Source organism: Gallicola sp. Sow4_E12, from assembly GCF_052116305.1.
Classification (GTDB): Bacteria; Bacillota; Clostridia; order Tissierellales; family Peptoniphilaceae; genus JBQKLI01.
The window spans coordinates 146,319-170,376 of sequence record NZ_JBQKLI010000002.1 but is presented as its reverse complement, the minus strand read 5'-3'; the positions used below and the strand labels follow the sequence as shown (position 1 = coordinate 170,376).

The following is a 24,058-nucleotide window of genomic DNA, read 5'->3' as shown; positions in this document are numbered from 1 at the left end:
ACTAAAACACCTATAAGGTATAAATGGAGGTAATTTATGTTTAAAGAAAAAATTATTATAGAGATGAAAGAAGTATTCAAAGAAATTCCTTTTGGCATAGAGCATACTCTCAAAGTTTTGAAAAATGCAGAAGATATAATGAAAGGAGAAAATATCGGAGAGGAAGAAAAAGAATTCATCAGTATTATTGCTATACTACATGATATTGGTGCGGTTGAAGCACAAAAAAAATACGATTCTATTGATGGTGTCTATCAAGAAAAGGAAGGACCAGAAGTAGCGAAAGAAATATTAAAAAAGGTAGGCTATAACAAAAATATTGATAGAATATGCTTTATAATAGGCAACCATCATACTCCATCTAAAATTGATGGACTTGATTTTCAAATACAATGGGAAGCTGATTTGCTTGAAAATTTAACGGTTATGGATAAAGAAAAAGAACAGGAAAAGATAAAAAAGTGTATAGATGAAAACTTTAAAACAAACACAGGAAAAAGGATAGCTTATAATCGCTTTATTTTAGATTAGTAGTAGATTATTACAGTTATGTATTTTATATCGCAAAGAAAAAATAGTAGTTAAGTTTAACCCTAGATAATAAGCAGCAAAGGAGTGCGATAAGATGATATCTAATAATACCTCCATGCCTACAACGGATGATGGGTTGCAAAAGAATACGGTTGGTTGTTAAGGATTCTGCTGATGAGTCATCCTACGTTCCAGTGTTGGAAGCGGCCGGATATGTGCTACAGATTCGAGAACCTGACTGGTTTGAGCATCGTTTGTTTAAAGGACCGGATACCGATATTAATCTGCATGTGTTCAGTTTGGGCACATCAGAGATTGATAGAATGTTACGCTTCCGTGATTGGTTGCGGACTAATGATACTGATCGGGACAAATATGCACAAGTCAAACGAAGCTTGGCAAAGAATAAATGGAGGCATGTCCAGCACTATGCGAATGCTAAAACATCAATAGTACAGGAAATCATGAAAAGAGCGAATAGTAATAATGCTTAAGGAGAGTGTCATGTTTTCTTGGTTTGTTATAGGAGGTTATATAAATGAAAAATACAGTAGATAATTTGTCGAAAAGTAAAGTTATTTTAATGTGCGGCCCTGCGGGAGCAGGTAAATCAACACTAGCAAAAAAATTTGAAAGTACCGGGATGACAATACTATCTTATGATGAAGAATCATTCAAACGAGGTTTGAATGAACATCCTTTACCTCAGGAGGTTTTAGAAGATATTAAAACCTATCTTGATGAAAAACTAATTTCACTTATCATGCAAAACATTGATATTGTTCTCGATTATTCATTTTGGTCTAGAGAAATGAGAAATGAATATATTTCATTATTAAAGAAATACGACATAGAACCCAAAATCTATTATATAAAGACACCTAAGGAAGTTGTTATGGAACGTATTCGAAAAAGAAACGGAAATCATCAAAATGATATCATATTGACGCAGCAAACAGCTTCCACTTATTATGATCATTTTCAACCCCCAACTGATGAAGAAGGTGAAGTTATAGTAGTCGAGGGATATTAATATTGTGGTTTTAGGCATGGGAATTGTACTAGATGATAAGTTTTGTCAAATTTTTTGAAAGATATACTTCCAACAAGGGGATACCAGCTTCAGGTGATATCATTATTGTCATCTCAGAGCAGGGGGTAGTATTGATTCAGCCGGAAGAATAAGTGGCGATGCAATGAAGACGATGAATGCATTATTGAAATTACAGGAAAAAAACTTACTGAAATACGTTATGTTTATTCTTTTGACATCTCTACTCAATCATGATTATGCAATTAGACACGTTATTTTTTATCATGAATGGATATGTTCTCGTCTACCGATAGTGCTGAAAACGCAGTGGATATGTTTCCGAGAACGAACATACTCAAATGACATTCATTCTGTCCTCTCAAGCCATGTTGAGACGGTGGTATTGATGTCAAGGGTGGAAAAGTAAGAGTATAGAAACATGTGTAAATAAGAGCTTTCCGTGATTTGAGGTCTGGTTACAAGCCGGAAGGATAATCACGGTATTTTGCTTTAAGGGAACTTATCCAAAATAGGCAGGTTACAAGGTTGAACAGATAATTAGGATATTGATGTGGTGTGTGGATAAGATTACTGTCAAAAATGTGGTGAGTGGATAGAATGATTGTCAAAAAAGTAGAAAACAATTACATTATATATTGACTCGGTCAATTAAATGAATTATAATAAATATTAGATTGGAACATTGCCCTGCACCAGGAGGTGAGAACTTGATAGGATTAGAATATATTTTAAATCTCTATAACCTTCAACATATAGAACTTGCAGAAAAACTTGGCATAAAAAAACAAAATATAAACATGTGGGTGAAAGGGCGACAGAACATTCCAAAAAAGTATCTACCGATTTTAGAAGAACTTTTTGGAATTGATGCGTCTTACTTTGGACGTGAGCTTACAGAAATTGATCAATTGGAGATTCAGAAGGAAAAGCTGAAAAGAGATCTGAAGCCTGCAATCAAAAAGCATGAGCAGCAGTTTTCTGTGGGTGAAATGAATGATCTCGTTGAAGTTCCCATTTACGATAAAGAAGAAATGAATGCCATCGAGCGAGATATTGAAAAAGCAAAACTCATATCAAGGTTTAAGGCTGCAATGGATATAGTAGATAATAATCCATACTTAGAGACCTATAAACTCATCATAGAACTACTTGAAAAAGTGCAGCATGAATCAGTACTACACAAAACGGTCGAAGCGTTGGCACACTATTACGAAGTCTTGCCTGATTGGGTAAGCAGCGAACCAGAACAAGAAGGCTTTGAAGGTGAAATATTTGAAGTCTTTGATGATCATAACTATTAAACATTTTGAGGTAATATAAATGACTGAGAATACAGGAAATATTGAATATGAAGAGACACTTTGAAAAGCGGCCGATAAATTCGAAACAAAATTCAATGCACTTATTGAAGAAGGTGGAGGCTTTGAGGAAGACCGAGATGAATATGAAGAAGAGAACAGTTTGCCAGCGTTGAAGGAAAACCTGGTGGAGAATTTTTGACATCTACTATCATAATTAAGATTGTAGTTGAGATGATTAAACCATGCGAAAGGAGGCGGCTATTTGATTTTAGGAAATACTATGATTAATTCAATTGAAGAAAATAAAGATCGAAATATCGATTCAATTAGCTCGACCGATATTCTTGAAAATACAATACGTGAACAAATGCCTGGCATATTGGATATTTTGTTAATTGATCGAACCACATCAACTTCTAAGAAGAAAAAAAATATTATATGGGCAAACGAAAATTATGTGAAGTTCGGCTCAAAATCTTATGCGGCAACTGCTCAGATGTTACCTGAATTAGTAACAGGACGAATGGGAAATATTATTAAACCGCGTGCTCTCAAATCTAAAGAGATGCAAAAAGAACGAACCAAATCAAAAGCAGAGGTATTCACACCTATCTGGATTGTGAAGAAGCAAAATGATGAGATTGAAAAAGATTATATAAACGATGATTTGGAAACGTATGTCAAGCGGACTTGGTTAGAGATTACAGCTGGTGAAGCACCTTATATGGCGACTCGCTATGATATGGAAACCGGTGAAATAGTGCCACTTACTAAACGGGTTGGCTTTGTCGATAGGAAACTTAAACGTATCAATGCAGAAGTTGACGATAAAGCTGAATGGCAACGTTTAGTGGTTGAAGCGTATAAATCAAGTTATGGTTTTGAGTGGAATGGGGACTCTCTTTTAATTGCTAGGGAAAACCTTCTTTACACATACAGAGATTATTATTTTGAAAAATGGCTTGAAGGACCAACTTATGGTTTGTTTGCAGATATAGCAGAAATCATCAGTTACAATCTTTTTCAGATGGATGGATTGAAGTATATCATCCCATTAACGGAAAAACGCGAAAAGATTCTTGAAGTACAAATATCACTTTTTGATTATGAAGAGCCAGAGGAACAATGGAGGATAAAGCCAGGAAAACGCGTAAAAATCATGAACTGGGTAACGAATAAAATGGAATTCTTTGATAAAGGAGTTAGGTTGATATGAGTGATAATACAGTTATTAAAACGACTAAAATCATTTATCCGAAAATTTACGCTTATACGTTGCCAACTATCCAAGACTATAATGGGTGGGTAAAAATCGGCTATACAGAACGTAAAAATGTTGATGAACGTATTAAGGAGCAAACAAAAACGGCGGCTATTAACTTAGCTTATGACAAATTGTGGTCTGAACCAGCAAAGTTCAATACGTCTGATGATTGGTTTAAGGACAAACAACTGCACACTTATTTGCGTAGGTACAAAAATATTGAACAGCGCACTAATACTGAGTGGTTTTTCTATAATGGGACACCAGAAAAATCCCATGCTGATTTTAATGATTTTCGTAATAATGAGAGAAGTCAGGTAAAGGAAAAATTACAGTATACCTTGCGAAATGAGCAAGAAGATGCTGTTAATATGACGCTTGATTATGCAAAAAAATATAAAGGTGGTGAATTCTTGTGGAATGCTAAACCAAGATTTGGTAAAACACTCACAACGTATGATTTCATAAGAAAACTTGATGCGGCTAAAGTTTTAATCGTAACCAACCGACCAGCTATTGCAAATTCTTGGTTTGATGATTTTGAAAAATTCATTGCATGGCAAACGGACTATGCATTTGTTTCTACTAGTGATTCCTTGAAAGATCGTCCAGTAATGGATCGAGATGAATTTATAGGACAGATGATGGATGGCAAGAATAAAATGCTGGCCTTTATTTCACTTCAAGATTTAAAAGGAGCGATTTCATTTGGTGGAAACCACGACAAATTGAAATGGGTGAAAGACTTAGAATGGGATTTGCTTGTTATCGATGAATCTCATGAAGGGGTTGACACTTTAAAAACTGATATCGCGTTTGAAAATATCAATCGTAATTTCACACTACATTTATCGGGGACGCCATTTAAAGCAGTTGCATCAGGTAAGTTTTCAGATGATCAAATTTATAACTGGATATATGCTGATGAACAAGAGGCAAAAGCCGATTGGCCAATAGAGTCTGAAGAAAATAATCCCTACGAAAAAATGCCTCGTTTAAGCTTGTTTTCTTATCAGATGAGTCAAATGATCACTGATGAAGTAAATAAAGGTGCAAAAATTGATGGCGAGAACATTGACTATGCCTTTGATCTAAATGAATTTTTTGAAACCAATGATGTAGGGAAGTTTATCTACGAAGCAGATATAAAGAAATGGTTGGATTCTCTGTCTCATAATGAGAAGTACCCGTTTTCTACAGAAGAACTACGCGCTGAATTAAAACATACATTTTGGTTATTAAATCGCGTAGCTAGCGCGAAGGCTCTTGAGAAATTACTTAAGAATCATCGGGTTTTTGATAGCTACGAAATCATTCTTGCTGCAGGTGATGGTAGAACAACTGATGACCAAATCATCAATCAAAAGTCACTTGATCGTGTTAGAGACGCAATTGCAGAAAATGACCGAACTATAACATTATCGGTTGGTCAATTAACGACTGGTGTGACTGTGCCAGAGTGGACAGCAGTACTCATGCTATCAAATATGAAATCACCAAGTCTGTATATGCAAGCGGCATTTCGTGCTCAAAATCCATGGGAGTACGAAGTAAATGGTGAAATGCATCAAAAGGAAAATGCCTATGTTTTCGACTTTGCGCCAGAACGTACACTTACTATTTATGATGAATTTGCAAATAACCTATTGCGTAAGACGTCAAACGGTGGTGGGACAACCGACGACCGAAGAGATAACATTAGAACCTTGTTAAATTTTTTCCCTGTCATTGCAGAAGATAATGAAGGAAAAATGGTCGAGCTTGATGTGAATCAAGTCTTAACTATTCCAAAGGCAATTAAGGCACAAGAGGTTGTTCGTCGTGGATTCATGTCTAACTTGCTATTCCAAAATATTTCAGGAATATTCGCTTCAGCTGGGGCGCGTGAAATCCTTGAGCAATTAAATCCGGTTGATCAAGGGAAGACTGTGCCACGTAAGACGGACGATCCGATTGATACCAAGGATGTAAAAGTTGATGACAATGGTGAAGTAACTGTTGAACAAGATATTGTAGTAGCGAGAACAGAAGCTCATTTTGGCGAAAAAGTCTATGCAGATATCAAAGCGACAGTTGAAAAAGCAGCAGATGACGCGGCTAACAACTTATCAAGTGTGGTTGCAACTAGCTTCAAACAAAGCACACAAGATGCTGTGAAAGAACTAGCAAAAGAAAACGGTTTAACGGCTAGCGCAGCAGAACAAGTTGTGCAACAAAGTGCTAATGTCATCGCACGTGAGGTTGAAACTGTTCAAAGGCAAGCTGAAATCAAACATAATGAAGCTGAAGTGGAATACAAGTCAGTGGTTGCTGAATCGCATAATGACCCAATAAAGGTAGCAGAAGCAAAAACAACTTACGAAGCTAAGAAACAAGAAATCGAAGAAAACTTCAAGAAAGAAGTTGTTGCGACTGTTGAAACTAAGACTAAGGAATTGACGCAAAAAGCAACTGAAACAGTGCTTCAAAAAGCGGAAGAGAAGAAGAAAAATACAGTTGAAGATGATGTCCGTGCGCGCTTGCGTGGTTTTTCCCGTACAATCCCATCATTCTTGATGGCTTACGGTGAGCCTACAACAACGCTTGCTAACTTTGACACGACTATCACGAATTCAGTTTTCAAAGAAGTGACCGGCATCACCTTAAATCAATTTCGTACTTTGCGTGATACGTATAATTTCTTTGATCCAATCGTATTTGATGAGTCATGTCAGGAGTTCCTGCATAAACGTCAAGTGTTGGCTAACTACTTTGATGAAAGTCAAGAAGAGGATATTTTTGACTACATTCCACCGCAACAAACCAACCAAATCTTTACACCGAAAAAAGTAGTAAAGATGATGGTGGATAAGTTACAGGAAGAAAGTCCAGAAGATTTTAGGAACCCAGATAAGACATTTGTTGATTTATACATCAAATCAGGTTTATATTTAACAGAAATCGTGAAACGTTTGTATGTCGGCTTAGAAGATCAAATTCCTGATAAAGATTCTCGCTTGAAGCACATTCTTGAAAACCAAGTCTATGGATTTGCGCCAAGTGAAATCATCTATAATATCGCACGAAATTTCATCTTTGGATTTGATGAAAATGCGAAAAATATTGATGATTCCCACGTGGTATATCTAGATACAACGCCTTTTGCTCGTGGTGAAGGTGATTTTGAAGCGAAATGTGATGAATTGTTTGGAGGTAATAAATAATGAAATTTGATGTAGTGGTGGGAAATCCACCATATCAAGATGGAGCGTATCAGTTATATGCTAATTTTTACAGAATGGCTATAAGTGTTGGCGATGAAGCTTCACTTATTTTTCCGACAAGTTGGCAACTTCCCAAAAATAAAAATGGGTTATCGTTATTAAACAACGAGGAAGTAAAACATGATACTCAAATTATTTCAATTGATAATGTTGAAGATGCATTTCCAGGAATTAACGGCGCAAAATATACTAATATAATTCATTGGAAACATGGATATGATAATGGATTAAGCGGTAAACAGTTAATTTATAGCAATGGAAAAGATCCTCAAATAGTTGAGTTGTATATTGATGATTACCTTTTTGGTAAGCCGAAAGAATTAATTGATATATCTAATAAAGTTGAAATCACTTCTAGTTTTGAGTCTATATTTAGCCATATATACCTGCAAAACAAGTTTGATTTGAAACAGGTTTATGACTGGAATCAGAAATTAAAAAGTAAAGTTAAGTCTAATGGAAAAGAGAAGCGTCTTAGGACAAACATTTTTAAATCATTACCTGAAGTATTTCAAAACGAAAAAAGTAGAGATAATGATGTATTGATATATGGGCTTGATGGATTGACAAGAACTACCCGATATATAAGAAGAAATTTTCTGTTGAAACATTCAAACTTAGACAAATATAAAGTGTTGATTCCAAAAGCAGTAACGGCAGGATTTGGTGAAAGAATAACAGAACCTCTTGTAGTATCGCCCGAAGTTGGTTATACGGAAACCTTTTTAGGATTTGGCTCATTTAACACTGAAATTGAGGCGAATAATTTAAAGAAATATGTGAAAACCAAATTTTCTAGGGCTTTATTAGGAGTTCTAAAAATGACGCAAGATACAGCTCCAGATAAATGGAAAAAAGTTCCGATGCAAGACTTTACCTCTGATTCTGATATTGATTGGACGAAATCTATTCCTGAAATTGACCAACAGTTATATAAAAAATATGGTCTGGGCCAAAATGAAATTAACTTTATTGAGAGTAAAGTGAAAGCGATGGATTAGAATATGTTGGGGGTGTAGAACATGTACAGTATTAAAGGGAAACAAGCTGCCAGGATTGAACCGGTCACTTTTTCAGAACTGAATATGACTGAAAATGATATAGAGGAAGTTTTAAGAAACAGTATTGATATGATCTGTGATGAAGAAGAATCTATGCTCATTGTCGGTAGACAAGTTAGAAATGAGAAGAATGGAAGAAGTGATTTGACCGCAGTCGATAACAACGGAAATATTGTACTAATTGAAATTAAGAGGGACCGAAAAGATATTGAACATCGCAAAGAAGCTTTTGAATTTCAAGCAATAAGATATGTAGCTAGTTACGCAACAATAGATAAAATCGATGATTTAGTGAAAAAAGTTTACGCTCCATACATTGAAAAATATAGAAGTGAGTTTGAACCGGGAGAGTTAACCTCATTTGAACTTCGTATTCGTAAGTTAAATGAGTTCCTTCGGGTGAATGATGCACAGAAGAACTTCAATGAAAAGCAAAGGATCATCTTGGTGGCGTCTGATTTTGATGAGCAGACATTGTCGGCAGTTGCGTGGCTTAATAGCAATAATGTTGACATGAGTTGCTTTAGATTAACTCCGTAGGGTCCTGAGGTATGTAAGAACCGAACCGTAAAAGAAGATGAACTTTATGGTGCAGTAATGACTGCAATTAATAAGCTACTTGCAGGTGGGAACAATATGATAAAGACACTGGAAGAGAATATTCATGCTGTGATTGGCGAAACCACAGAATACCAAATTTCAGAGATTAACAACTTACTGGAGGAAAAGCAAAAAGAACTCATCAAGCTGGCTAATAAGGGTCAAGATTATGAACATCTAGCAGATGAGATTGATGAGCTGAGAGACAAGCGACAGCTCCTTTTAGTAGAAGATGCCTCCCTCAGTGGCGAGAACGAGCGAATCAATGAGCTGATTGAATTTATCCGCAAGAACAAATTCCGCACCTTAGAATATGATGATAAGCTTGTAAGGAAGATAATCCAGAGTGTTACAGTCTATGAAGAACACTTCGTCATATCCTTCAAATCTGGCATTGAAATGGAAATATGAAAATCAGAAGTAAATAGCCCATGACTCTGAAGTAGAGTTGTGGGTTTTCTTTTGCTTGCTGATTATAATAATATTTTAATAACTATTGTGTTTATCAACCAAATGGTTTATAATATTCTTAGCGTAAACTTGGAGGTGTTGTATGACTACGGCAGAAATGATTAAAGAACTGTGTGAGCAAATGAATATAAGTGTTTCCGAACTTGCTAGACGTATTGGCCAGACTCCACAGAATTTCAATAAAAAATTACAACGAGAAACGGTAACCTTGGATGAGTTGAAGGCCATCGCTGATGTACTAGGTGTCAAGTTTGTGCAGGCATTTATATTACCAGATGGAGATGAAATAAATATATCTAATGAATAAAGGAGGCAATCAATTTATGGATTAATCAAAAGAACTGGAAGCACGAGTATAATAAAATTGTCTAAATATAAAACAATATAGATAAAAGGAATTAATAGTTATTTTCAGTTTATCAAAAAAACATATATGAATAGGAGTATAAAAATGAAAGAAAGAAAAAAAGCAATTATAAATATATTAATATTATTTTTAACACTTGTAATAAATGCCCTCGGAGCCCTCGGCCTAATCAATGGCTACTCACAAAAAAAGGTATCTGACAGATATTTGACCCTGATAACACCAAGCCCAACTACATTCAGTATTTGGAGCATAATTTATATTCTTGTAATTTTATCATGTATTATAATGGTAATTAGAAGTGATAATGATTACTATAAAAACGTTATAAATAGAATTACTTCGCTCTTCCGCTTTTCCAGTTTATTCAACATACTATGGATTATATCATTTTCTTATCTACAATTAGAATTGTCAGTTATTTTTATTGTTGCTTTTTTATTTTCGCTATCATTAATATTAGAAAAATTATTATCATTAAAATCTAAAGGGCATTTTATAATACCTTTATCATTTGGAATGTATGCCGGTTGGCTTTTTATAGCAACAGTTGTAAACATGTCTGCAACTTTGGTTAAACTCAACTGGAATGGATTTGGAATATCTGACACTTTGTGGGCTTTTACAATCTTAATAGTAGCTGTAGTGATTGTATTTCTAGTCAACGTAAAAAATAAAAACGCTGTATTCCCTTTACCGATAGCCTGGGCTTATTTTGGAATCAATAATTTTCTTAAATCAAGCCAAGGCTTTTCGGGCTCGTATCCTATATTAGAAAAAGCATCTATAGTAGGGATGATTTTACTTATAATGATATCAATTTTTAGATTTTATAAAAACAATTACAAAATTATTCCTACCACTTAAACTTAGTTTTTCTATTAACATATTTTATAAGATAATAAAATACAAGCCTAAACGAATAGGCATAGGAGGGCAACGTGGGAAATTCTGTTTTATGGATAAGAAATGATTTTAGATTTCATGATAATACCGCGCTTATTAGTGCTATCAATGACATAAAAGATAATGAAAATCTTATATTTATATATCATTTAGATCCTGAGCTAATAAAGATTGAAACGACAAGTTATGCTTATTTTTTTTCTTCGTTGAATAGCTATTATGAAAGTTGTTTAAAAAAAGGTCTGGATATTTATTTTTTATATGGAGAAATTTTAACTTGTTTTGATACACTTCTCAATGAATTTAGTAACATAGACAAAATATATTATAATATTATTGAATGCGGATATGGGAAATCTCAAGAACAAAAGTTGAATAGATTCCTAAAAAGAAAAAACGTTGAAGTTTTCTCATTTTATGACCATCATTTACACTCAGCAAACAAAGTATTGAAAGAGGACAATTCTCATTATAAAGTTTTTACACATTATTATAATAAATGGATGGGTAGCAAAAAACCTGAAGAACAGAATATTGATTATGCTAAACTATCTGAGATTATATTAAGCGATTTCAGTAAAAAAGACCCTATTGGTAAAGAAAAGTTTATTGAATTAAGAAGTCTTTTGAATAATGACTTTTCTATGTTTATAGGAGAAGAGAATGCTAGAGAATGCCTTGCTGATTTTATGAACGCGAAACTTTGTAGTTACAACGAAAATAGAGAATATCCGTTTCTTGATGGAACAAGTCATTTATCGCATTATTTAACAACAGGTCAGTTGTCTGTCAGAGAAGTATTCAATGCTGCAACAATGATGCCTTTTTCTCTGGGAAAAGAAATATTTATTAAAGAGCTAGCCTGGAGAGATTTCTATAATATGATATACTATTTTCATCCAAATCAGCACAATGAAGAGATAATTGAAAAATATAGATGTATTAATTGGGAATATGATGAGGGAAATTTTATAAAATGGAAATCTGGACTAACTGGATTCCCTATAATAGACGCAGCAATGCGCCAACTTAGTGAAGAAGGTTGGATGCACAATCGTCTTAGAATGATTACCGCTTCTTTTTTAATTAAAGACTTACTGATTGACTGGAGGCTAGGCGAAAAATATTTTTCTGAAATGCTCATAGACTATGATATTGCCTCTAACATTGGCGGGTGGCAATGGGCTGCATCTGTAGGAACTGATGCAGTCCCTTACTTTAGGATTTTTAACCCAATCACTCAAAGTAAGAAGTACGATCCTGAAGGTAAGTTTATAAAAAGGTATGTAAAGGAATTGGAAGATATTCCAACACAATATATACATGAACCCTTTAAATTTAAGAAACAGCTAGAAGAAAACTACGGTATTGATATAAAAAAATTGTATGTAAGCCCTATCGTAGATCATAAAACGCAAAGACAAAAAGCGTTAGAAATGTTTAATATATAAATATTTGGAGGAAATGAAGTGAAACCAAAAATCTTAATAAGTAAGTGTTTAGGTTTTGAGAATTGCAGATATAATGGTGCTATTGTACAATTCGATCTATTAGATAAAATGAAAGATCAAATTGAATTTATTCCACTGTGCCCTGAGATAGAAATTGGTTTAGGATTACCAAGAGAAAGTCTGCGTTTAATTAAAGTGCATGACGGTATAGAATTAGTTCAACCTAAATCTAAAAAATATTTAACGAATGATATGAAAAAATATTCCCAAGATATTCTTAAAGATATTTCCGATATAGATGGACTTATATTAAAAGGACGATCACCATCTTGTGGGATAAAAGATGTTAAAGTATACTCGGGTATGGAAAAATCCCCTGTAATCGGAAAAAGTAAGGGTTTATTTGCGGCTGAAATGGAAAAGCATTTCCCTTATTTGCCAATTGAAGAAGAAGGGAGATTAACAAACCTGATAATAAGAGAGCATTTTTTTACAAAACTATATGCGATTTTTAATTTTAAAAAAATGGCACAAAGTAAATCTATAAAAAAATTAGCGGATTATCATGCAAAAAATAAATATTTATACTTTGCTTATAATCAAACATTAAAAAACAAATTAGGGCTAATTGTTGCAAATCATGAAAAATTAGAAACAAATATAGTGTTAGATAATTACTTTAATGAAATGGTAAAATTATTTTTGAACCTACCTTCTAAAAAGAATTACATTAATGCCTATCAACATATATTTGGGTATTTCTCAAACTTCGCGAGCAAAGAAGAAAAAGTGTTTATCTTACAATTAATGGAAAAATACAGAAATGGAAAGATTGACAAATCTGCCATAGCGAGTATTTTAAAAGGTTACTCTATAAAATATAATATTGAATACTTGTTAGGACAAACTATATTCGAGCCGTTTCCAGAAGAATTACTTTCATTAAATGATAGTGGTAAGCTTTAAGATGTCTCAGGTTAGAAATACAAAATTTATACAGAAATATAAATGAAATCAGTTCAGAATGATATTGTTAATATCTCTTTACACTTTTGACTCAAGGATGTTTGAACTACGCAACACCCTGTGATGAGATATAGTACAGATGTCTCTTAACCATAGGAGGTAACCCTCAGTTGGTAGAGCAGATTCTCCTGTTATTCCAATAGCTGATGAAATATCTCCAGATGAGAGTTTTAACAGTTTCAACTTTCATTTTAGTGGTATCATAGCGATTATAGAGAAGTTCCTCTTTCAGCCTTGCCCACATGCTTTCGCATTGTGCATTATCATGGCATCTGCCACCTGCACTATTCATACTTTGGAGAATGCCATATTTACTTATTGCTTTTCGGTAGAGCTCACTAGTGGAGTGCTAACATTAAAGTAGAGTCATGAAACTCACCAAATATATGTTATTATCAAAGCACATAGAAAGGTGAGAACAACATGCAATATGAAAAATCATTTAAAGAACAGGCCGTTAAACTCTTTGATGAAATCGGCGTAAAAGCAGTTGCAAATCAACTGGAATTCCTTACTATACTATTCCACTTGGAGAAATCAGCGAAAAAAATATGGAGCAGATACTTATGTTGGCAGTGGCCATAAAAGAATATCTGCGGATAACAAAGAGCAGCGTATTTTGGAGCTGGAAAAAGAAAATGCGTAACTCAAACATTCCAATGAGATCTTACAGGAGGCACTCGGTTTTTTCGCCGTACGCCGAAAGAAGTAAGAGCTCATCAGCGCTACCTTTTCATCTATGAACGTCACAGCAAACGTTGGACAATCAAACTGATGTGTCACATTCTTGGGGTCAGTACATCCGGTTATTTTAAATATAAAAAAATGATTGGACGTCCAAACAAGGATGCTATTCTTTCGGCAGAAATGGAAGATATTTTAAACGAATCTCCATTTAATGACAATTACGGTGCTCCGCGGATGCAGTTGGCTTTGCTACAACGTGGCCTAAAAGCAGGAATCTGTAGAATTACAAGGATCATGCGCGAGCATGGATGGTTGCATAAACCGCGCCGAAAACCGAAAGGACTCACGCACCCTACTACTTAGATCCAAGAACAGGAAAATCTACTGAAACAGGATTTTTCTTCGAAAAAACCATTGTAAAAGCTTTTAACGGATATCTCTCAGATACAATGCTTGGATGGAAAGCTGTAGATTTCTCCCATCTTGGATTGTTTTAATGGGGAAATACTAACCCTGATTATGAGAGACAACATGAAGAAAGAGCTCTGTCTGTATACTCTTAAGGCTGTTACACATCGATATAAACTAGATGGGACTATCCTTCATTCGGACAGGGGCAGTCAGTATACCAGTGATGCCTTTCGTCAGGAATTATCAAACCTAGGAATGACGCAAAGTCTTAGCGGTGTGGATTATTGCTACGATAATGCAAGGATGGAAAGCTTCTTTGCTACCTTGAAGAAGGAGTTACTTTATTGCATCCCTACCTATAAGATGAAACGAGAGGATGTCAAGAGCATCATCTTCAAGTATGTGTTTACCTATTACAATCGAATCAGAGTCTATACTGCAAACCCAGGAGGATATCCTCCTGCTGTATATAGAGAGCTGTCAGCAGAACAACTTCTGGCAGCATAACCATCAAAGGAAATTTAGTGAGTTTATATGACTACACTTTTCTTGACAATTCCACTAGTGTACTGCGTGCCTCTGTCACTATGTATGATACATCCTCGGATTCCGGGATGTGATTTATAGGTATTTTCCAGCGTTTTTTCACAAAGAGTTGCTTTCATGTTTGTATCCATTGCTAATCCCAATACTGCAGAATCAAAGCAATCAAAAATAGCCGATACATATAGTTTACCATCCAGGCATTTTACCTGAGTCATATCTGTTACGCATTTTTCCAGAGGTTTATCAGATGTGAAGTTACGCTTGATCAGGTCAACTGATTTTCTGGCTTCTTTATCGGCTCTTGTGATTCCATTTGGCTTTCTCTTTGGCCTATGGCTGATGCCAATTTCTTCCATAACTCGGTAAATGGTCCGTTCACTTGGAACATTGATGCCATCAGGCTGCTTTTGTTCCAATGCCTGATGCATTCGAACTCGCCCATAAGTATCATTGCATTCATCTTCAGCACAGATATCTAACATAGCATCAGCAAGAGACTGATATTTCCAAGGACTATTCTTATATTTTAAGTAATTATGAAAGCCTTGTCTTGTAACATCAAGACTTTTACAATAGAACGAGATTTTTCCTTTAAGTGTGCTTTCTTCTGTTTTAATAGCGATGAACATTAATCTCTGTTTTTTGCTGACTTCCGACGGCTGGCTGCGAAAAAAGCGCTTGCTTCCTCGAGAAATTCATTTTCTTCTTTTAAACGACGAATTTCTTTATCCTGTTCTTTTAGTTGTTTTCTAAGAGTAATAAGTTTCTCGTTGAGAGTCAGGGCATTTTCTGGAGTATGAACAGCTGCTTTTGCAGCCAATCGTCCTTCTTTGAAAGCCTTGATCCATGTATAAATAGTACCTGCTGAAACGTCTAACTCCTCAGCAGCTTTGTACCCACCAATTTCCTGCGCTAATTTAACGGCTTGTGATTTGAATTCTTGGTCATAAGTTTTTGTGATTCTTTTTGTTATTTTGAGTTCTCCTATTCATCATTGAATTATATAGCAAAATCCTTGAGAATAGGGTGGTAATTTTTATTGTACAACATCAGAATGAAGGATAAGGTGTAACGTCAATGAGAGAATTTAAATTTATTAAACGAGTTGAATTGTTGGTTCAATCTATAATAGTATCGTAGCTATTAGAAGATTAATCAGAGCTATATTTTTGTAATGTATATCAAATTGCAAAGTATAGGAAACTATATTGTTTGATAGAAAAAATGTATTATTCAAAATTCTAAACTTCTTATTGTTTTCAGTGATAGAGTAGACAAGAAATTGATATGTTTCCACATATATAATTACGCCGTGGACATATTTCCTCAGATAAGAATCTTTTAAAGATATTTAAGCTATTCATTTTTGAAAGCTATCTATACCTCTCAAAACATGTGGAAAGTGTGGGACTTTTGGACAGAGAATAGAATAATGTCTAATCGTTATAAGTATAATTATTAAATATCAAGCAATAGTTGCATCGGATTATGCTATTAACATTGTAAAATATTATATAAAAACAATGAGAATGCAATTAAAAAAGAACAAGAACGACAGATAGATTCAGCTAAAGGATATTTAAAATGAATACTCTGCTTTGTACTTGGATAAAGAATAGAGTTATAAGAGAATAAGCAGGACATATTCAGAAAACTAATAGTAAGATAAGATATAAACACTACACCACATTATATAACGGAGGGATGGTATTGCTTTTTCAGTATGGAGAAAAAGAGTTAGACTATTTAAAATCAAAAGATAAAAAACTTGGAGAGCTTATAGATCATGTAGGATATTTGGAGATCCCAGTAGATGAGGATGTGTTTTCATCTGTTGTAAGACATATTATCGGGCAGCAGATTTCTATGGCGGCTCAAAATACGATATGGAATCGGTTAAAAGAGAAATTAGGAAAAATAAGTCCAGAAAAAATTCTCAGCCTTTCAAGAGAAGAACTCCAGTCTATCGGTATTACCTTTAAAAAAGCAGACTATATATTAAATTTTGCTCAGCAAATCTATGAGGAATCCTTTAGTATGGCAGCATTGCATGAGATGTCTGATGAAGAAGTCATTAAAGAGCTGTCTAAGATAGAGGGTATCGGTCCTTGGACAGCTGAAATGATTATGACCTTCAGCATGCAGCGTTCGGATATTCTCAGCTATGGAGATTTAGCGATACTTCGGGGAATGAGAATGCTGTATCGCCACAGAAAAATAGATAAAGCAAAATTTGAAAGATATAGAAAACGCTATTCACCCTATGGGTCTATTGCGAGTTTTTACCTATGGGAACTGGCTGAAGGAGATTTTCCTGAGGTCAAAGATCCGGGGATAAAGAGGGTTAAAAAGTAAATTAAGAGCAGGAGTTGGGAATATCGGGATTTGAGATTGGTTAAATAGCTGTAGAAGAGGTATTTATAGTTACTCTATACTTTAAAGAAATAAAAGAAAGACCGATTTCTTCTTCTGAAGAGTACTTGCATCGTGCAAGTGCTTTTATTTTTTAAGTAGTTTTTACCAGTGCAATTTTAAAACAGCTTCTATATCTATCTGCAGGAGCAAAATGGGTACATAGATAGGAACTAGAAAAGACTGGAATTATGTGACAGCTATAATTTCCATAAACAGGGACACAAAGGAGGTGCTAAGATGATTAAAAACAATAAACAACATCATGTATACAATATCTTTGAATATATCTTGTTTTTCTTTGGATATGCAGGGATTGGTTATTTATATGAAACCATTCTTGAAGTTATTATTTATCGGTGGGGATTTAGCAACAGGGGAGTTTTATTTGGACCTTGGCTGCCGATCTATGGGGTCGGGGGGATTGTATTCGTATTATTATGGTATAGGCTGATTCGAAATAAGCCTATTAAAAAGAAGCTGCTTCTGATTCCGGCTGTTTTTCTTTTGACTATGGCTACGGCAACATTTCTAGAACTTCTCACAAGCTATATACTAGAGTGGACTATGGGAAGCTGGCCTTGGCAGACTTATATAGATTATGACTTTAATTTTCAAGGGAGGATTGCCCTTAGTCCCAGTATTCGATTCGGTTTAGGAGGAGTACTGTTTTTGTATTTTGTACAACCTTTTTTCGAAAAGATCGTGAAGAAAATAGGTAGAAGGAAAACAAAGATTATCGCAGGAGTGATTCTACTTTTAATTCTGTTAGATATGATTTATTCTTTTATAGCAGCATAGAAATGGCTATAAAACGTACTGGGAGAAGAAATGGAAAAGATAGATTTAAGAGTGGTTAAAACAAAAGAAAATATTACGCATAGTTTCTTAGAGCTGCTTGAAAAAAAGAGTATTGAAAAGATTACAGTAAAAGAGTTATGCGAAAAGGCAAGAATAAGCAGAAATACATTTTATCAGCATTATCAGTATAAGGTAATGCATCATATCTCTTTATGGAATAAAGTTTAACTTTTTATTTGTCGAGAGATCATTGTTAGAACAGGTATAAAGATGTAAAAAGTATTCCTATTGCAGCGGAAAGTTCGTTTTGGCAATGGGAATAGTTTTTATCAATGAATAAAGGAATGCGGACTTTGTTGCTGCTGGACATTATTTATTTTCGATACCTGCCAGCCCTACTGCTCCAGGTCCGCCGTGGCAGGATATGACCGCACCGGCGTCTACCCATTCTGTCTTCGTTACGCCTTGTTCTTTTAGAATCGTTTCGATTTCAATGATATCTTTTTTCTCTAAGCCGTGCACTTTTACAAGGCGGATCGTCTCCCGGTCAAGTTCAAAACGGCTGAAAAATTTATCGATCATATTTTTGTAGGCTTTTTTGAAACTACCCCGATACTTTGAGCCAGCGACCAGATACCCGTTTTCAAGATTGATCGTGGGGTAGATTTTTAAGAGCATCGCTCCGATATAAGAGGCATTTGAAATTCTTCCTCCAGCTTTTAAATACAATAAGCTGTAGGGCAAGAATACAAATCGCGTTCTTTCTCTGATTTCTTCTACAAATTGAATAATATCCTGAGCTTCTGCGCCGGGATTATTCTCTATATATTCTGCGGCAGCGATAACAACTGTCCCAAGACCTACTGTGCAGTTTTTACTGTCGATCATATGAACATTTGAAAACTCCTCGGCAGCAATTCTCGCAGAGTTGAAGGAAACAGTTGTTACTGAGGAATAGGCGATATATATGATTTCTGCATCGAGATAGGTTACGTTAATATTTCTAAAGATTTCTGTAAAGTCGTTAGGGGTTGATCCGGAGGTAGTAGGTAAAATTTTGTTTTTCTCATAATAATCAAAAACATCTTCAGCTTTTATGTCGGAATCTTTAAAGGTGTTTTCTCCAAAATTTACATACATAGGGACGATTTTAATGTTAAAGCGGTCGATATATTTTTGCGGCAGATCGGCGCCGCTTTCTGTAACTAGAATGAATTGACTCATATTTTATCTCCAAGGTTTATTTTGCAAGTATCGTGAACTACGTTTATTTCATAGTATCATATAGGACTATGAAAAAAGAATGTTTTTATAACTTACTAGAAGAAGTTTCAATTCTAAAGCGAAAAAGCGGGAACAAGTCTATAATCAAGATAATTATACTTTGCATACCTTTACTGATAGAAAGGGGTAATGGAACGAATTTTAAAAGATAATATAATTCAAAGAAAAGTGCCGGAAAGAGATTTACTCGTCTCCGGCACTTTGTTGTTGTAAAGCTAGAAAGGTTGTTCTAATTCATAAGGTCGCGTTTTCGATATCCGATAAAGCCTGCTGCAGACAATAGAATAAACAAAACGGTCATAAGAATAGAAGCTCCCCAAGTAATTTCCTCTAAAGGATAGGAAACTACATTTCCAAAAGGAGTAAGATCTCCTAAAATGTCCGGGAAATCCAGCATATCCCCTAAATAGACGATCACAAAGTTGTAGCATAAAAAGATGTAATTCAGCCAAGCAAATCTAGGAGTGATGCCGATTAAAAAGGTTGAGACTCCGATCATAAGCCATATAGCAGGGACGTATAGAAGAGCTGCTTTTATAAATATTTCCAGAGTGGGTATATTTTCCAAATATATCCTTCCTACAGACCAAAATCCTAATGCTACTAAGACTTGCAGGATAAAGGCGGTGCATATAGAGATTATAAAAAAGGAAAACAAATATTCATAACGGGAGACTGGTTTTGTTAATATTTCTTCGCTCAAACCTTTATGTTCTTCGCTGATTATTCTGTGAAGAAAGGCGAGGGAAGGTATAGTTGTGATGATCGCCATAATCACCATAAGCAAAGAAATAAACTGTTCTGTCAAAGAGTGGACTCCTTGTACATTAAACATGTTTTTCAAAAGATCAGAAGAATTGATATAGTTTTCCAAATCTCCAAACACAGAGCCATACATTCCAGAAAATATAAAAATGACCAAAGCCCAAATAAGAAAGCCGCTGCGGTTGATTCGAAAGGCAAAAGTTTTTATCCCGGAAAGAAATACGGATGCCGAAGATTTTCCTTTTCTTTCAGGAATGAGACCGCTGCCGAGATCCCTGTTTTTGGCAAAGAAAAATGAAAGAAGTGCAACTAGGATTATTTCGAGGAGCAAAATCCAAAAGGGCCATATATAATCGTTGACGAAGTTTTCTGTTCTTGTGACAAGACCAAGAGGAGAAACTAAAGACAATGCTTCCATCGAAACGTCGCCGACTGCTCTTAAAATATAGCTTAAAAACAAGAGGAAAAAACCTGCACCCATTACAGCTCTATTGTTTGTAAAAATTTCTCCTAACAAAGAGACGATACAGGCAAAGAGAAATCCATATCCATAAATTCCAGCTGAAAAGATAATCGCTCCCTTTAGATAAATATCAGGGGAAATAAAATACATCCCTATAGCTGTAGCTAGTAAAAGGATTAGATTTGCAAAAAAGGCGATGATTAAACTTGCTGACAGATTAGAAAGTCTTCCTACAGGTAAAGCCCGAAGGAGTTCTGTCCTTCCTAGTTCTTCATCATTTCTAGTATTGCTTGAGACGATGAAGATATTCATAGCTCCGGCGATTAAGGCTGAAAAAACCATCATATAATTCGCATAGATAGAGCCGATAGTATAGCTGTCTTCTACAAAGACGGGGCCTATCATCGCGATCATCGCAGGGTTTTTCATCGTGTCCACTAAAACCTGAGAGTTTGAAGAGGTGTCTAGTATTCCTTGAAATACAGGGATAAAACCGACCCCGTAAGCAATTAAAGCGATGATCCAGATTAAAATCTTGATTTTGTCTTTTTTTAAAATGAAACCGATAATGCTTCCAGTATTATAAAAGATATGTTTCATTATTGAATCGTCCTTTCATAATGGCTCATAAATAATTCTTCAAGGGTAGGAGGCTGTGTTTCCAAAGTCAAAATATCATATTTGCTGATTAAGGAAATAATTTCCCCTAAGTTTTTGCCGTCTACACTGAATTCTGTCAAACCTTCGTTTATATGAAAATCGTGAACTGCATGATTCGATTCGAAATCAGACAAGGGTTTTCTAGTTCTTACCTTTATTTTAGACATCGTTAAATGCCTCAATTCTGCTAAAGGACCGGATTCGATAATGGTTCCGTCTTTTATAATACTGATAGAGCCGCAGAGTTTTTCTACTTCAGATAATATATGAGAAGAAAGAAGAATACTTTTTCCTTCCCTTTTTATTCGATGAACTTCTTCTTGAAATATACTTTCCATCAAAGGATCCAGTCCGGATGTAGGTTCGTCAAAGATATACAAATCGACATCAGCAGCTAAAGCAGAGATCAAGGCGACTTTTTGCCGATTTCCTTTTGAATAAGTTCTGCATTTTTTCCGAGGATCAAAATCGAATTTTTCGATAAGCTCTTCTTTATAGTTGGAATTTTTCTGTTTTTTTAATTTCAAGAATAAATCGATCACTTCGCCTCCCGTAAGATTCGGCCAAAGATTTACATCCCCGGGTACATAGGAAAGATTTTTATGAATTTCTATAGCATCTTTCCAAGGGTCGAGTCCAAAAACCTTTGAATCTCCTGCGCCTTTTAAGATTCCGAGGATAATTCGTATAGTTGTTGTTTTTCCAGCACCATTAGGCCCTATAAACCCAAGGATCTCTCCTTTTTGAAGTTCAAGGTAAACTCCCTTTAGAGCTTCTGTTTTTCCGAAGTTTTTACTAACATCTTTTAAAGAAATTACGCTCATTGATATTTCTCCTTATAAAAAAGTCTTTTTAAATCTAGTATCATTTTGTCGAAATCTTTCCAGTCTTCATCGAAATTCTTATGGCTTATGCTTTCACCAATTAACCGTTGAGTCAGTTCGGCAGAATAACCGTCTATGATCCAGTTAATATATTTTTTTGAAGAATCAATATTTAAATCCGTTCTGAAAAAGTTGTCGTTTTTTGAACTGGATAGAATTTCTAATATCTTATTTCTATATTCTATATTCTTATCAAATTCTTCCTTAATCCTAGTAGAAATAAGTGTATTTTCTGGATTTAAATAAAGCATCCCGATAAAATCAAAAGCCTCTTTATTATCTCTATAAGCTTTAAGTTTTATTTTAGCGGCACGTTCATACTGGCCGATATAATCTAAATCCTCTATATTTTCCAAGAATTTTTCTGAAATCCCAATTCCAAAATCCGCTGTAAAAGATGCTAAGAATTCAAAAAGGCTTAATTTACTGCCGAAATAATGAAAAACCATAGATTTTGAGATGCCGGCCGACTCTGCGATTTGTTCTACAGATGTTTTTTTATATCCATATTTCCCAAATTCCTGCAGTGCTGCTCTTAAAATAATGTCTCTTTTATTCTCATCAAGGGCTAAAAACTTTTCGTACATATCATACCTCCATAAACCATTTTGGTTTATATAGAGCATACTACAATAGACTGGATCGGTCAATGGTTTTATGGTGTAGATTTAAACATCTTTAGATCCTTAAGGGCGTGATAGTTTAAAAGATAATTAGAGTCAGCGGTTATCCCGTGAAATGGGAGGGTAAATATTATAGACAAGAAAATTCGAATATAAAAAGAAAGGATATAGATACGAATGTCTGGATATAGACGTTAATTATTAGTTTGGGACTCTTTGTGTTTTTTATGTTCAAAAGATTTGTTCAAAAATGGAAAAAAGCTTCAACGCTGATCATGCTGTTTATTGCAGCATTATACAGTTCTTTTCGTTTTATAATCCCCATGAATCCTTCTCCTGATCTAGCAGGAGGAGAAAAAAATTCAGACAGAAACAGCTTTTTATATACACAAAACGCAATTTCATGAAATGTCGACAGATGGAGAAGAAAGAGAAATCTCTGTTTATATATGGGTGCTTAGTGAACTATAGTATGGTATAGGAAGTTACTCATCGATATATTTTGAAACGTCAGCTATCCCAGAAGGAATCAAGAAACAATCTATCCTTATTTTACGGTGATATCGGAAAAGTTTTGGATAAAATGAAAACGTAGATCCAAAAAATACAGCATAGTGGAATCTTGTAGAAAGCAGAGGTCGTAAAATGCTAATAATAAATGATATAGCAGCTTTTATTATAGAGATATTTTCAGTTTTATTGGTTGTAAGATGGGCTTATATTATTCTAGAGCAGATGTGGCATAAGATTTCTTTGTCTGTGGCAGCGGCTGCAGTATTTGCTCTGCTATGGAGAATCTTTTTTTCTCCAAAGGCAGCATATCCATTAAGTGGAAATCTCAGATGGTCTTTAGAGTTTTTGATATTATTGTTTCCTTATCTTCAGTTTTTGAACAAGAAGACCAGTTATATTATTTTTGCAGGGATTGGGATTTTTATAAACCTTTTTATACAGGCAAAATTTGGCAGGTCAGATTTCTAATAAATGTGCAGATGTTTTAAAGGCACTTGAATATCTATTTTTATTATGTTACAGTTGATTAGTAGTATAATTTTCAGATAGAAAGCAGCAGCGGTTTTATCGGAATAATACTATGTTCGTGAAATTGAAAATCGAATACTCACTAGGAGTGCTGGAGAGGCCAGCTGAGAGAAAGATCCTGATATCTTTTAATCCTTTAACCTGATCTGGATAATACCAGCGTAGGAAAGTGAACGACTTGTTTAT

At 34.8% G+C, this 24,058-nt stretch carries 26 protein-coding genes and 1 riboswitch; of the genes, 20 read left to right on the top strand and 6 right to left on the bottom strand.

Annotated features, from left to right (window positions below; translation table 11 throughout):
* The first annotated feature begins 36 nt into the window (after nucleotides 1-36).
* The 16 genes from ACTQ46_RS02025 to ACTQ46_RS01950 all read left to right on the top strand — a co-directional run bounded on the left by ACTQ46_RS02025 (nucleotide 37) and on the right by ACTQ46_RS01950 (nucleotide 14,900).
* Complete coding sequence (locus ACTQ46_RS02025; protein WP_441747142.1) at nucleotides 37-531, top strand: HD domain-containing protein; 495 nt, start codon at nucleotides 37-39, stop codon at nucleotides 529-531.
* Between the two features lie 128 nt (nucleotides 532-659).
* Nucleotides 660-1,025, top strand: a complete 366-nt coding sequence (locus tag ACTQ46_RS02020) for a GrpB family protein (RefSeq protein ID WP_441747140.1) — start codon at nucleotides 660-662, stop codon at nucleotides 1,023-1,025.
* A 44-nt stretch (nucleotides 1,026-1,069) separates the two neighbouring features.
* A complete protein-coding gene (locus tag ACTQ46_RS02015; protein ID WP_441747138.1) occupies nucleotides 1,070-1,564 on the top strand; it encodes an AAA family ATPase in 495 nt (164 codons plus the stop codon).
* A gap of 728 nt (nucleotides 1,565-2,292) precedes the next feature.
* Nucleotides 2,293-2,886 carry a helix-turn-helix domain-containing protein gene (locus tag ACTQ46_RS02010; protein WP_441747136.1) on the top strand — a complete coding sequence of 198 codons (594 nt, stop codon included), beginning with the start codon at nucleotides 2,293-2,295 and terminating at the stop codon, nucleotides 2,884-2,886.
* A 262-nt stretch (nucleotides 2,887-3,148) separates the two neighbouring features.
* Complete coding sequence (locus ACTQ46_RS02005; protein WP_441747134.1) at nucleotides 3,149-4,102, top strand: hypothetical protein; 954 nt, start codon at nucleotides 3,149-3,151, stop codon at nucleotides 4,100-4,102.
* Nucleotides 4,099-7,353 (top strand): DEAD/DEAH box helicase family protein, encoded by a 3,255-nt coding sequence (locus ACTQ46_RS02000; protein ID WP_441747132.1) that lies wholly within the window; start codon nucleotides 4,099-4,101, stop codon nucleotides 7,351-7,353. Before ACTQ46_RS02005 ends, ACTQ46_RS02000 begins: the two co-directional genes overlap by 4 nt.
* The gene (locus tag ACTQ46_RS01995; protein ID WP_441747131.1) at nucleotides 7,353-8,414 is read left to right on the top strand and encodes a hypothetical protein; all 1,062 of its coding nucleotides are present in this window, start codon (nucleotides 7,353-7,355) and stop codon (nucleotides 8,412-8,414) included. Before ACTQ46_RS02000 ends, ACTQ46_RS01995 begins: the two co-directional genes overlap by 1 nt.
* A 21-nt stretch (nucleotides 8,415-8,435) precedes the next feature.
* Nucleotides 8,436-9,014, top strand: coding sequence for a hypothetical protein (locus ACTQ46_RS01990; protein WP_441747129.1), 579 nt, complete (start codon nucleotides 8,436-8,438; stop codon nucleotides 9,012-9,014).
* A gap of 96 nt (nucleotides 9,015-9,110) precedes the next feature.
* Nucleotides 9,111-9,485 (top strand): hypothetical protein, encoded by a 375-nt coding sequence (locus tag ACTQ46_RS01985; protein WP_441747127.1) that lies wholly within the window; start codon nucleotides 9,111-9,113, stop codon nucleotides 9,483-9,485.
* Nucleotides 9,486-9,627: 142 nt separating this feature from the next.
* Nucleotides 9,628-9,852, top strand: coding sequence for a helix-turn-helix domain-containing protein (locus ACTQ46_RS01980; protein WP_441747125.1), 225 nt, complete (start codon nucleotides 9,628-9,630; stop codon nucleotides 9,850-9,852).
* 144 nt (nucleotides 9,853-9,996) lie between these two features.
* Nucleotides 9,997-10,779 (top strand): hypothetical protein, encoded by a 783-nt coding sequence (locus ACTQ46_RS01975; protein WP_441747123.1) that lies wholly within the window; start codon nucleotides 9,997-9,999, stop codon nucleotides 10,777-10,779.
* A gap of 74 nt (nucleotides 10,780-10,853) precedes the next feature.
* On the top strand, nucleotides 10,854-12,269 hold the full coding sequence (locus ACTQ46_RS01970) for a cryptochrome/photolyase family protein (protein WP_441747121.1): 1,416 nt from the start codon (nucleotides 10,854-10,856) through the stop codon (nucleotides 12,267-12,269).
* A gap of 18 nt (nucleotides 12,270-12,287) precedes the next feature.
* On the top strand, nucleotides 12,288-13,235 hold the full coding sequence (locus tag ACTQ46_RS01965; RefSeq protein WP_441747119.1) for a YbgA family protein: 948 nt from the start codon (nucleotides 12,288-12,290) through the stop codon (nucleotides 13,233-13,235).
* A 483-nt stretch (nucleotides 13,236-13,718) separates the two neighbouring features.
* Nucleotides 13,719-13,880: a hypothetical protein gene (locus tag ACTQ46_RS01960; RefSeq protein WP_441747118.1), complete on the top strand. Its 162-nt coding sequence runs from the start codon at nucleotides 13,719-13,721 to the stop codon at nucleotides 13,878-13,880.
* Between the two features lie 189 nt (nucleotides 13,881-14,069).
* Nucleotides 14,070-14,345, top strand: a complete 276-nt coding sequence (locus ACTQ46_RS01955) for an IS3 family transposase (RefSeq protein ID WP_441747116.1) — start codon at nucleotides 14,070-14,072, stop codon at nucleotides 14,343-14,345.
* A 120-nt stretch (nucleotides 14,346-14,465) separates the two neighbouring features.
* Nucleotides 14,466-14,900, top strand: coding sequence for a transposase (locus tag ACTQ46_RS01950; protein WP_441747114.1), 435 nt, complete (start codon nucleotides 14,466-14,468; stop codon nucleotides 14,898-14,900).
* A 23-nt stretch (nucleotides 14,901-14,923) separates the two neighbouring features.
* Here the strand turns inward: ACTQ46_RS01950 and ACTQ46_RS01945 are convergent, their stop codons facing one another.
* Nucleotides 14,924-15,568 (bottom strand): DDE-type integrase/transposase/recombinase, encoded by a 645-nt coding sequence (locus tag ACTQ46_RS01945; protein ID WP_441747112.1) that lies wholly within the window; start codon nucleotides 15,566-15,568, stop codon nucleotides 14,924-14,926.
* Complete coding sequence (locus tag ACTQ46_RS01940; RefSeq protein WP_441747210.1) at nucleotides 15,568-15,900, bottom strand: transposase; 333 nt, start codon at nucleotides 15,898-15,900, stop codon at nucleotides 15,568-15,570. The genes ACTQ46_RS01945 and ACTQ46_RS01940 overlap by 1 nt, the downstream gene beginning before the upstream one ends.
* A gap of 743 nt (nucleotides 15,901-16,643) precedes the next feature.
* On the opposite strand from ACTQ46_RS01940, the gene ACTQ46_RS01935 reads away from it, so the two are divergent.
* From ACTQ46_RS01935 to ACTQ46_RS01925, 3 genes are all read left to right on the top strand, one after another.
* Nucleotides 16,644-17,294 carry a DNA-3-methyladenine glycosylase family protein gene (locus ACTQ46_RS01935; RefSeq protein ID WP_441747111.1) on the top strand — a complete coding sequence of 217 codons (651 nt, stop codon included), beginning with the start codon at nucleotides 16,644-16,646 and terminating at the stop codon, nucleotides 17,292-17,294.
* Between the two features lie 297 nt (nucleotides 17,295-17,591).
* On the top strand, nucleotides 17,592-18,152 hold the full coding sequence (locus tag ACTQ46_RS01930; RefSeq protein WP_441747109.1) for a putative ABC transporter permease: 561 nt from the start codon (nucleotides 17,592-17,594) through the stop codon (nucleotides 18,150-18,152).
* Nucleotides 18,153-18,182: 30 nt separating this feature from the next.
* Nucleotides 18,183-18,380, top strand: a complete 198-nt coding sequence (locus tag ACTQ46_RS01925) for a TetR/AcrR family transcriptional regulator (protein WP_441747107.1) — start codon at nucleotides 18,183-18,185, stop codon at nucleotides 18,378-18,380.
* 141 nt (nucleotides 18,381-18,521) lie between these two features.
* Here the strand turns inward: ACTQ46_RS01925 and ACTQ46_RS01920 are convergent, their stop codons facing one another.
* The 4 genes from ACTQ46_RS01920 to ACTQ46_RS01905 form a co-directional block, all read right to left on the bottom strand.
* On the bottom strand, nucleotides 18,522-19,376 hold the full coding sequence (locus ACTQ46_RS01920; RefSeq protein ID WP_441747105.1) for a DegV family protein: 855 nt from the start codon (nucleotides 19,374-19,376) through the stop codon (nucleotides 18,522-18,524).
* 289 nt (nucleotides 19,377-19,665) lie between these two features.
* Complete coding sequence (locus ACTQ46_RS01915) at nucleotides 19,666-21,264, bottom strand: ABC transporter permease (protein ID WP_441747103.1); 1,599 nt, start codon at nucleotides 21,262-21,264, stop codon at nucleotides 19,666-19,668.
* Complete coding sequence (locus tag ACTQ46_RS01910; RefSeq protein ID WP_441747101.1) at nucleotides 21,264-22,148, bottom strand: ATP-binding cassette domain-containing protein; 885 nt, start codon at nucleotides 22,146-22,148, stop codon at nucleotides 21,264-21,266. The genes ACTQ46_RS01915 and ACTQ46_RS01910 overlap by 1 nt, the downstream gene beginning before the upstream one ends.
* On the bottom strand, nucleotides 22,145-22,795 hold the full coding sequence (locus ACTQ46_RS01905; RefSeq protein WP_441747099.1) for a TetR/AcrR family transcriptional regulator: 651 nt from the start codon (nucleotides 22,793-22,795) through the stop codon (nucleotides 22,145-22,147). Before ACTQ46_RS01905 ends, ACTQ46_RS01910 begins: the two co-directional genes overlap by 4 nt.
* Before the next feature lie 681 nt (nucleotides 22,796-23,476).
* On the opposite strand from ACTQ46_RS01905, the gene ACTQ46_RS01900 reads away from it, so the two are divergent.
* On the top strand, nucleotides 23,477-23,812 hold the full coding sequence (locus ACTQ46_RS01900; RefSeq protein WP_441747098.1) for a DUF2568 domain-containing protein: 336 nt from the start codon (nucleotides 23,477-23,479) through the stop codon (nucleotides 23,810-23,812).
* 134 nt (nucleotides 23,813-23,946) lie between these two features.
* Nucleotides 23,947-24,057: riboswitch (TPP riboswitch) on the top strand.
* The last annotated feature ends 1 nt before the right edge of the window (nucleotide 24,058 follow it).

Bases quoted from the DNA above. Each gene is read 5' to 3' on its own strand.
- ACTQ46_RS01900 (WP_441747098.1), top strand. From the start codon at position 23,477: ATGCTAATAATAAATGATATAGCAGCTTTTATTATAGAGATATTTTCA.
- ACTQ46_RS01920 (WP_441747105.1), bottom strand. From the start codon at position 19,376: ATGAGTCAATTCATTCTAGTTACAGAAAGCGGCGCCGATCTGCCGCAA.
- ACTQ46_RS02025 (WP_441747142.1), top strand. From the start codon at position 37: ATGTTTAAAGAAAAAATTATTATAGAGATGAAAGAAGTATTCAAAGAA.
- ACTQ46_RS02020 (WP_441747140.1), top strand. From the start codon at position 660: ATGATGGGTTGCAAAAGAATACGGTTGGTTGTTAAGGATTCTGCTGAT.
- ACTQ46_RS01910 (WP_441747101.1), bottom strand. From the start codon at position 22,148: ATGAGCGTAATTTCTTTAAAAGATGTTAGTAAAAACTTCGGAAAAACA.
- ACTQ46_RS01955 (WP_441747116.1), top strand. From the start codon at position 14,070: ATGTGTCACATTCTTGGGGTCAGTACATCCGGTTATTTTAAATATAAA.
- ACTQ46_RS01930 (WP_441747109.1), top strand. From the start codon at position 17,592: ATGATTAAAAACAATAAACAACATCATGTATACAATATCTTTGAATAT.
- ACTQ46_RS02000 (WP_441747132.1), top strand. From the start codon at position 4,099: ATGAGTGATAATACAGTTATTAAAACGACTAAAATCATTTATCCGAAA.
- ACTQ46_RS01960 (WP_441747118.1), top strand. From the start codon at position 13,719: ATGCAATATGAAAAATCATTTAAAGAACAGGCCGTTAAACTCTTTGAT.
- ACTQ46_RS01990 (WP_441747129.1), top strand. From the start codon at position 8,436: ATGTACAGTATTAAAGGGAAACAAGCTGCCAGGATTGAACCGGTCACT.
- ACTQ46_RS02015 (WP_441747138.1), top strand. From the start codon at position 1,070: ATGAAAAATACAGTAGATAATTTGTCGAAAAGTAAAGTTATTTTAATG.
- ACTQ46_RS01995 (WP_441747131.1), top strand. From the start codon at position 7,353: ATGAAATTTGATGTAGTGGTGGGAAATCCACCATATCAAGATGGAGCG.
- ACTQ46_RS01975 (WP_441747123.1), top strand. From the start codon at position 9,997: ATGAAAGAAAGAAAAAAAGCAATTATAAATATATTAATATTATTTTTA.
- ACTQ46_RS01915 (WP_441747103.1), bottom strand. From the start codon at position 21,264: ATGAAACATATCTTTTATAATACTGGAAGCATTATCGGTTTCATTTTA.
- ACTQ46_RS01985 (WP_441747127.1), top strand. From the start codon at position 9,111: ATGATAAAGACACTGGAAGAGAATATTCATGCTGTGATTGGCGAAACC.
- ACTQ46_RS01925 (WP_441747107.1), top strand. From the start codon at position 18,183: ATGGAAAAGATAGATTTAAGAGTGGTTAAAACAAAAGAAAATATTACG.
- ACTQ46_RS01905 (WP_441747099.1), bottom strand. From the start codon at position 22,795: ATGTACGAAAAGTTTTTAGCCCTTGATGAGAATAAAAGAGACATTATT.
- ACTQ46_RS01935 (WP_441747111.1), top strand. From the start codon at position 16,644: ATGGTATTGCTTTTTCAGTATGGAGAAAAAGAGTTAGACTATTTAAAA.
- ACTQ46_RS01945 (WP_441747112.1), bottom strand. From the start codon at position 15,568: ATGTTCATCGCTATTAAAACAGAAGAAAGCACACTTAAAGGAAAAATC.
- ACTQ46_RS01980 (WP_441747125.1), top strand. From the start codon at position 9,628: ATGACTACGGCAGAAATGATTAAAGAACTGTGTGAGCAAATGAATATA.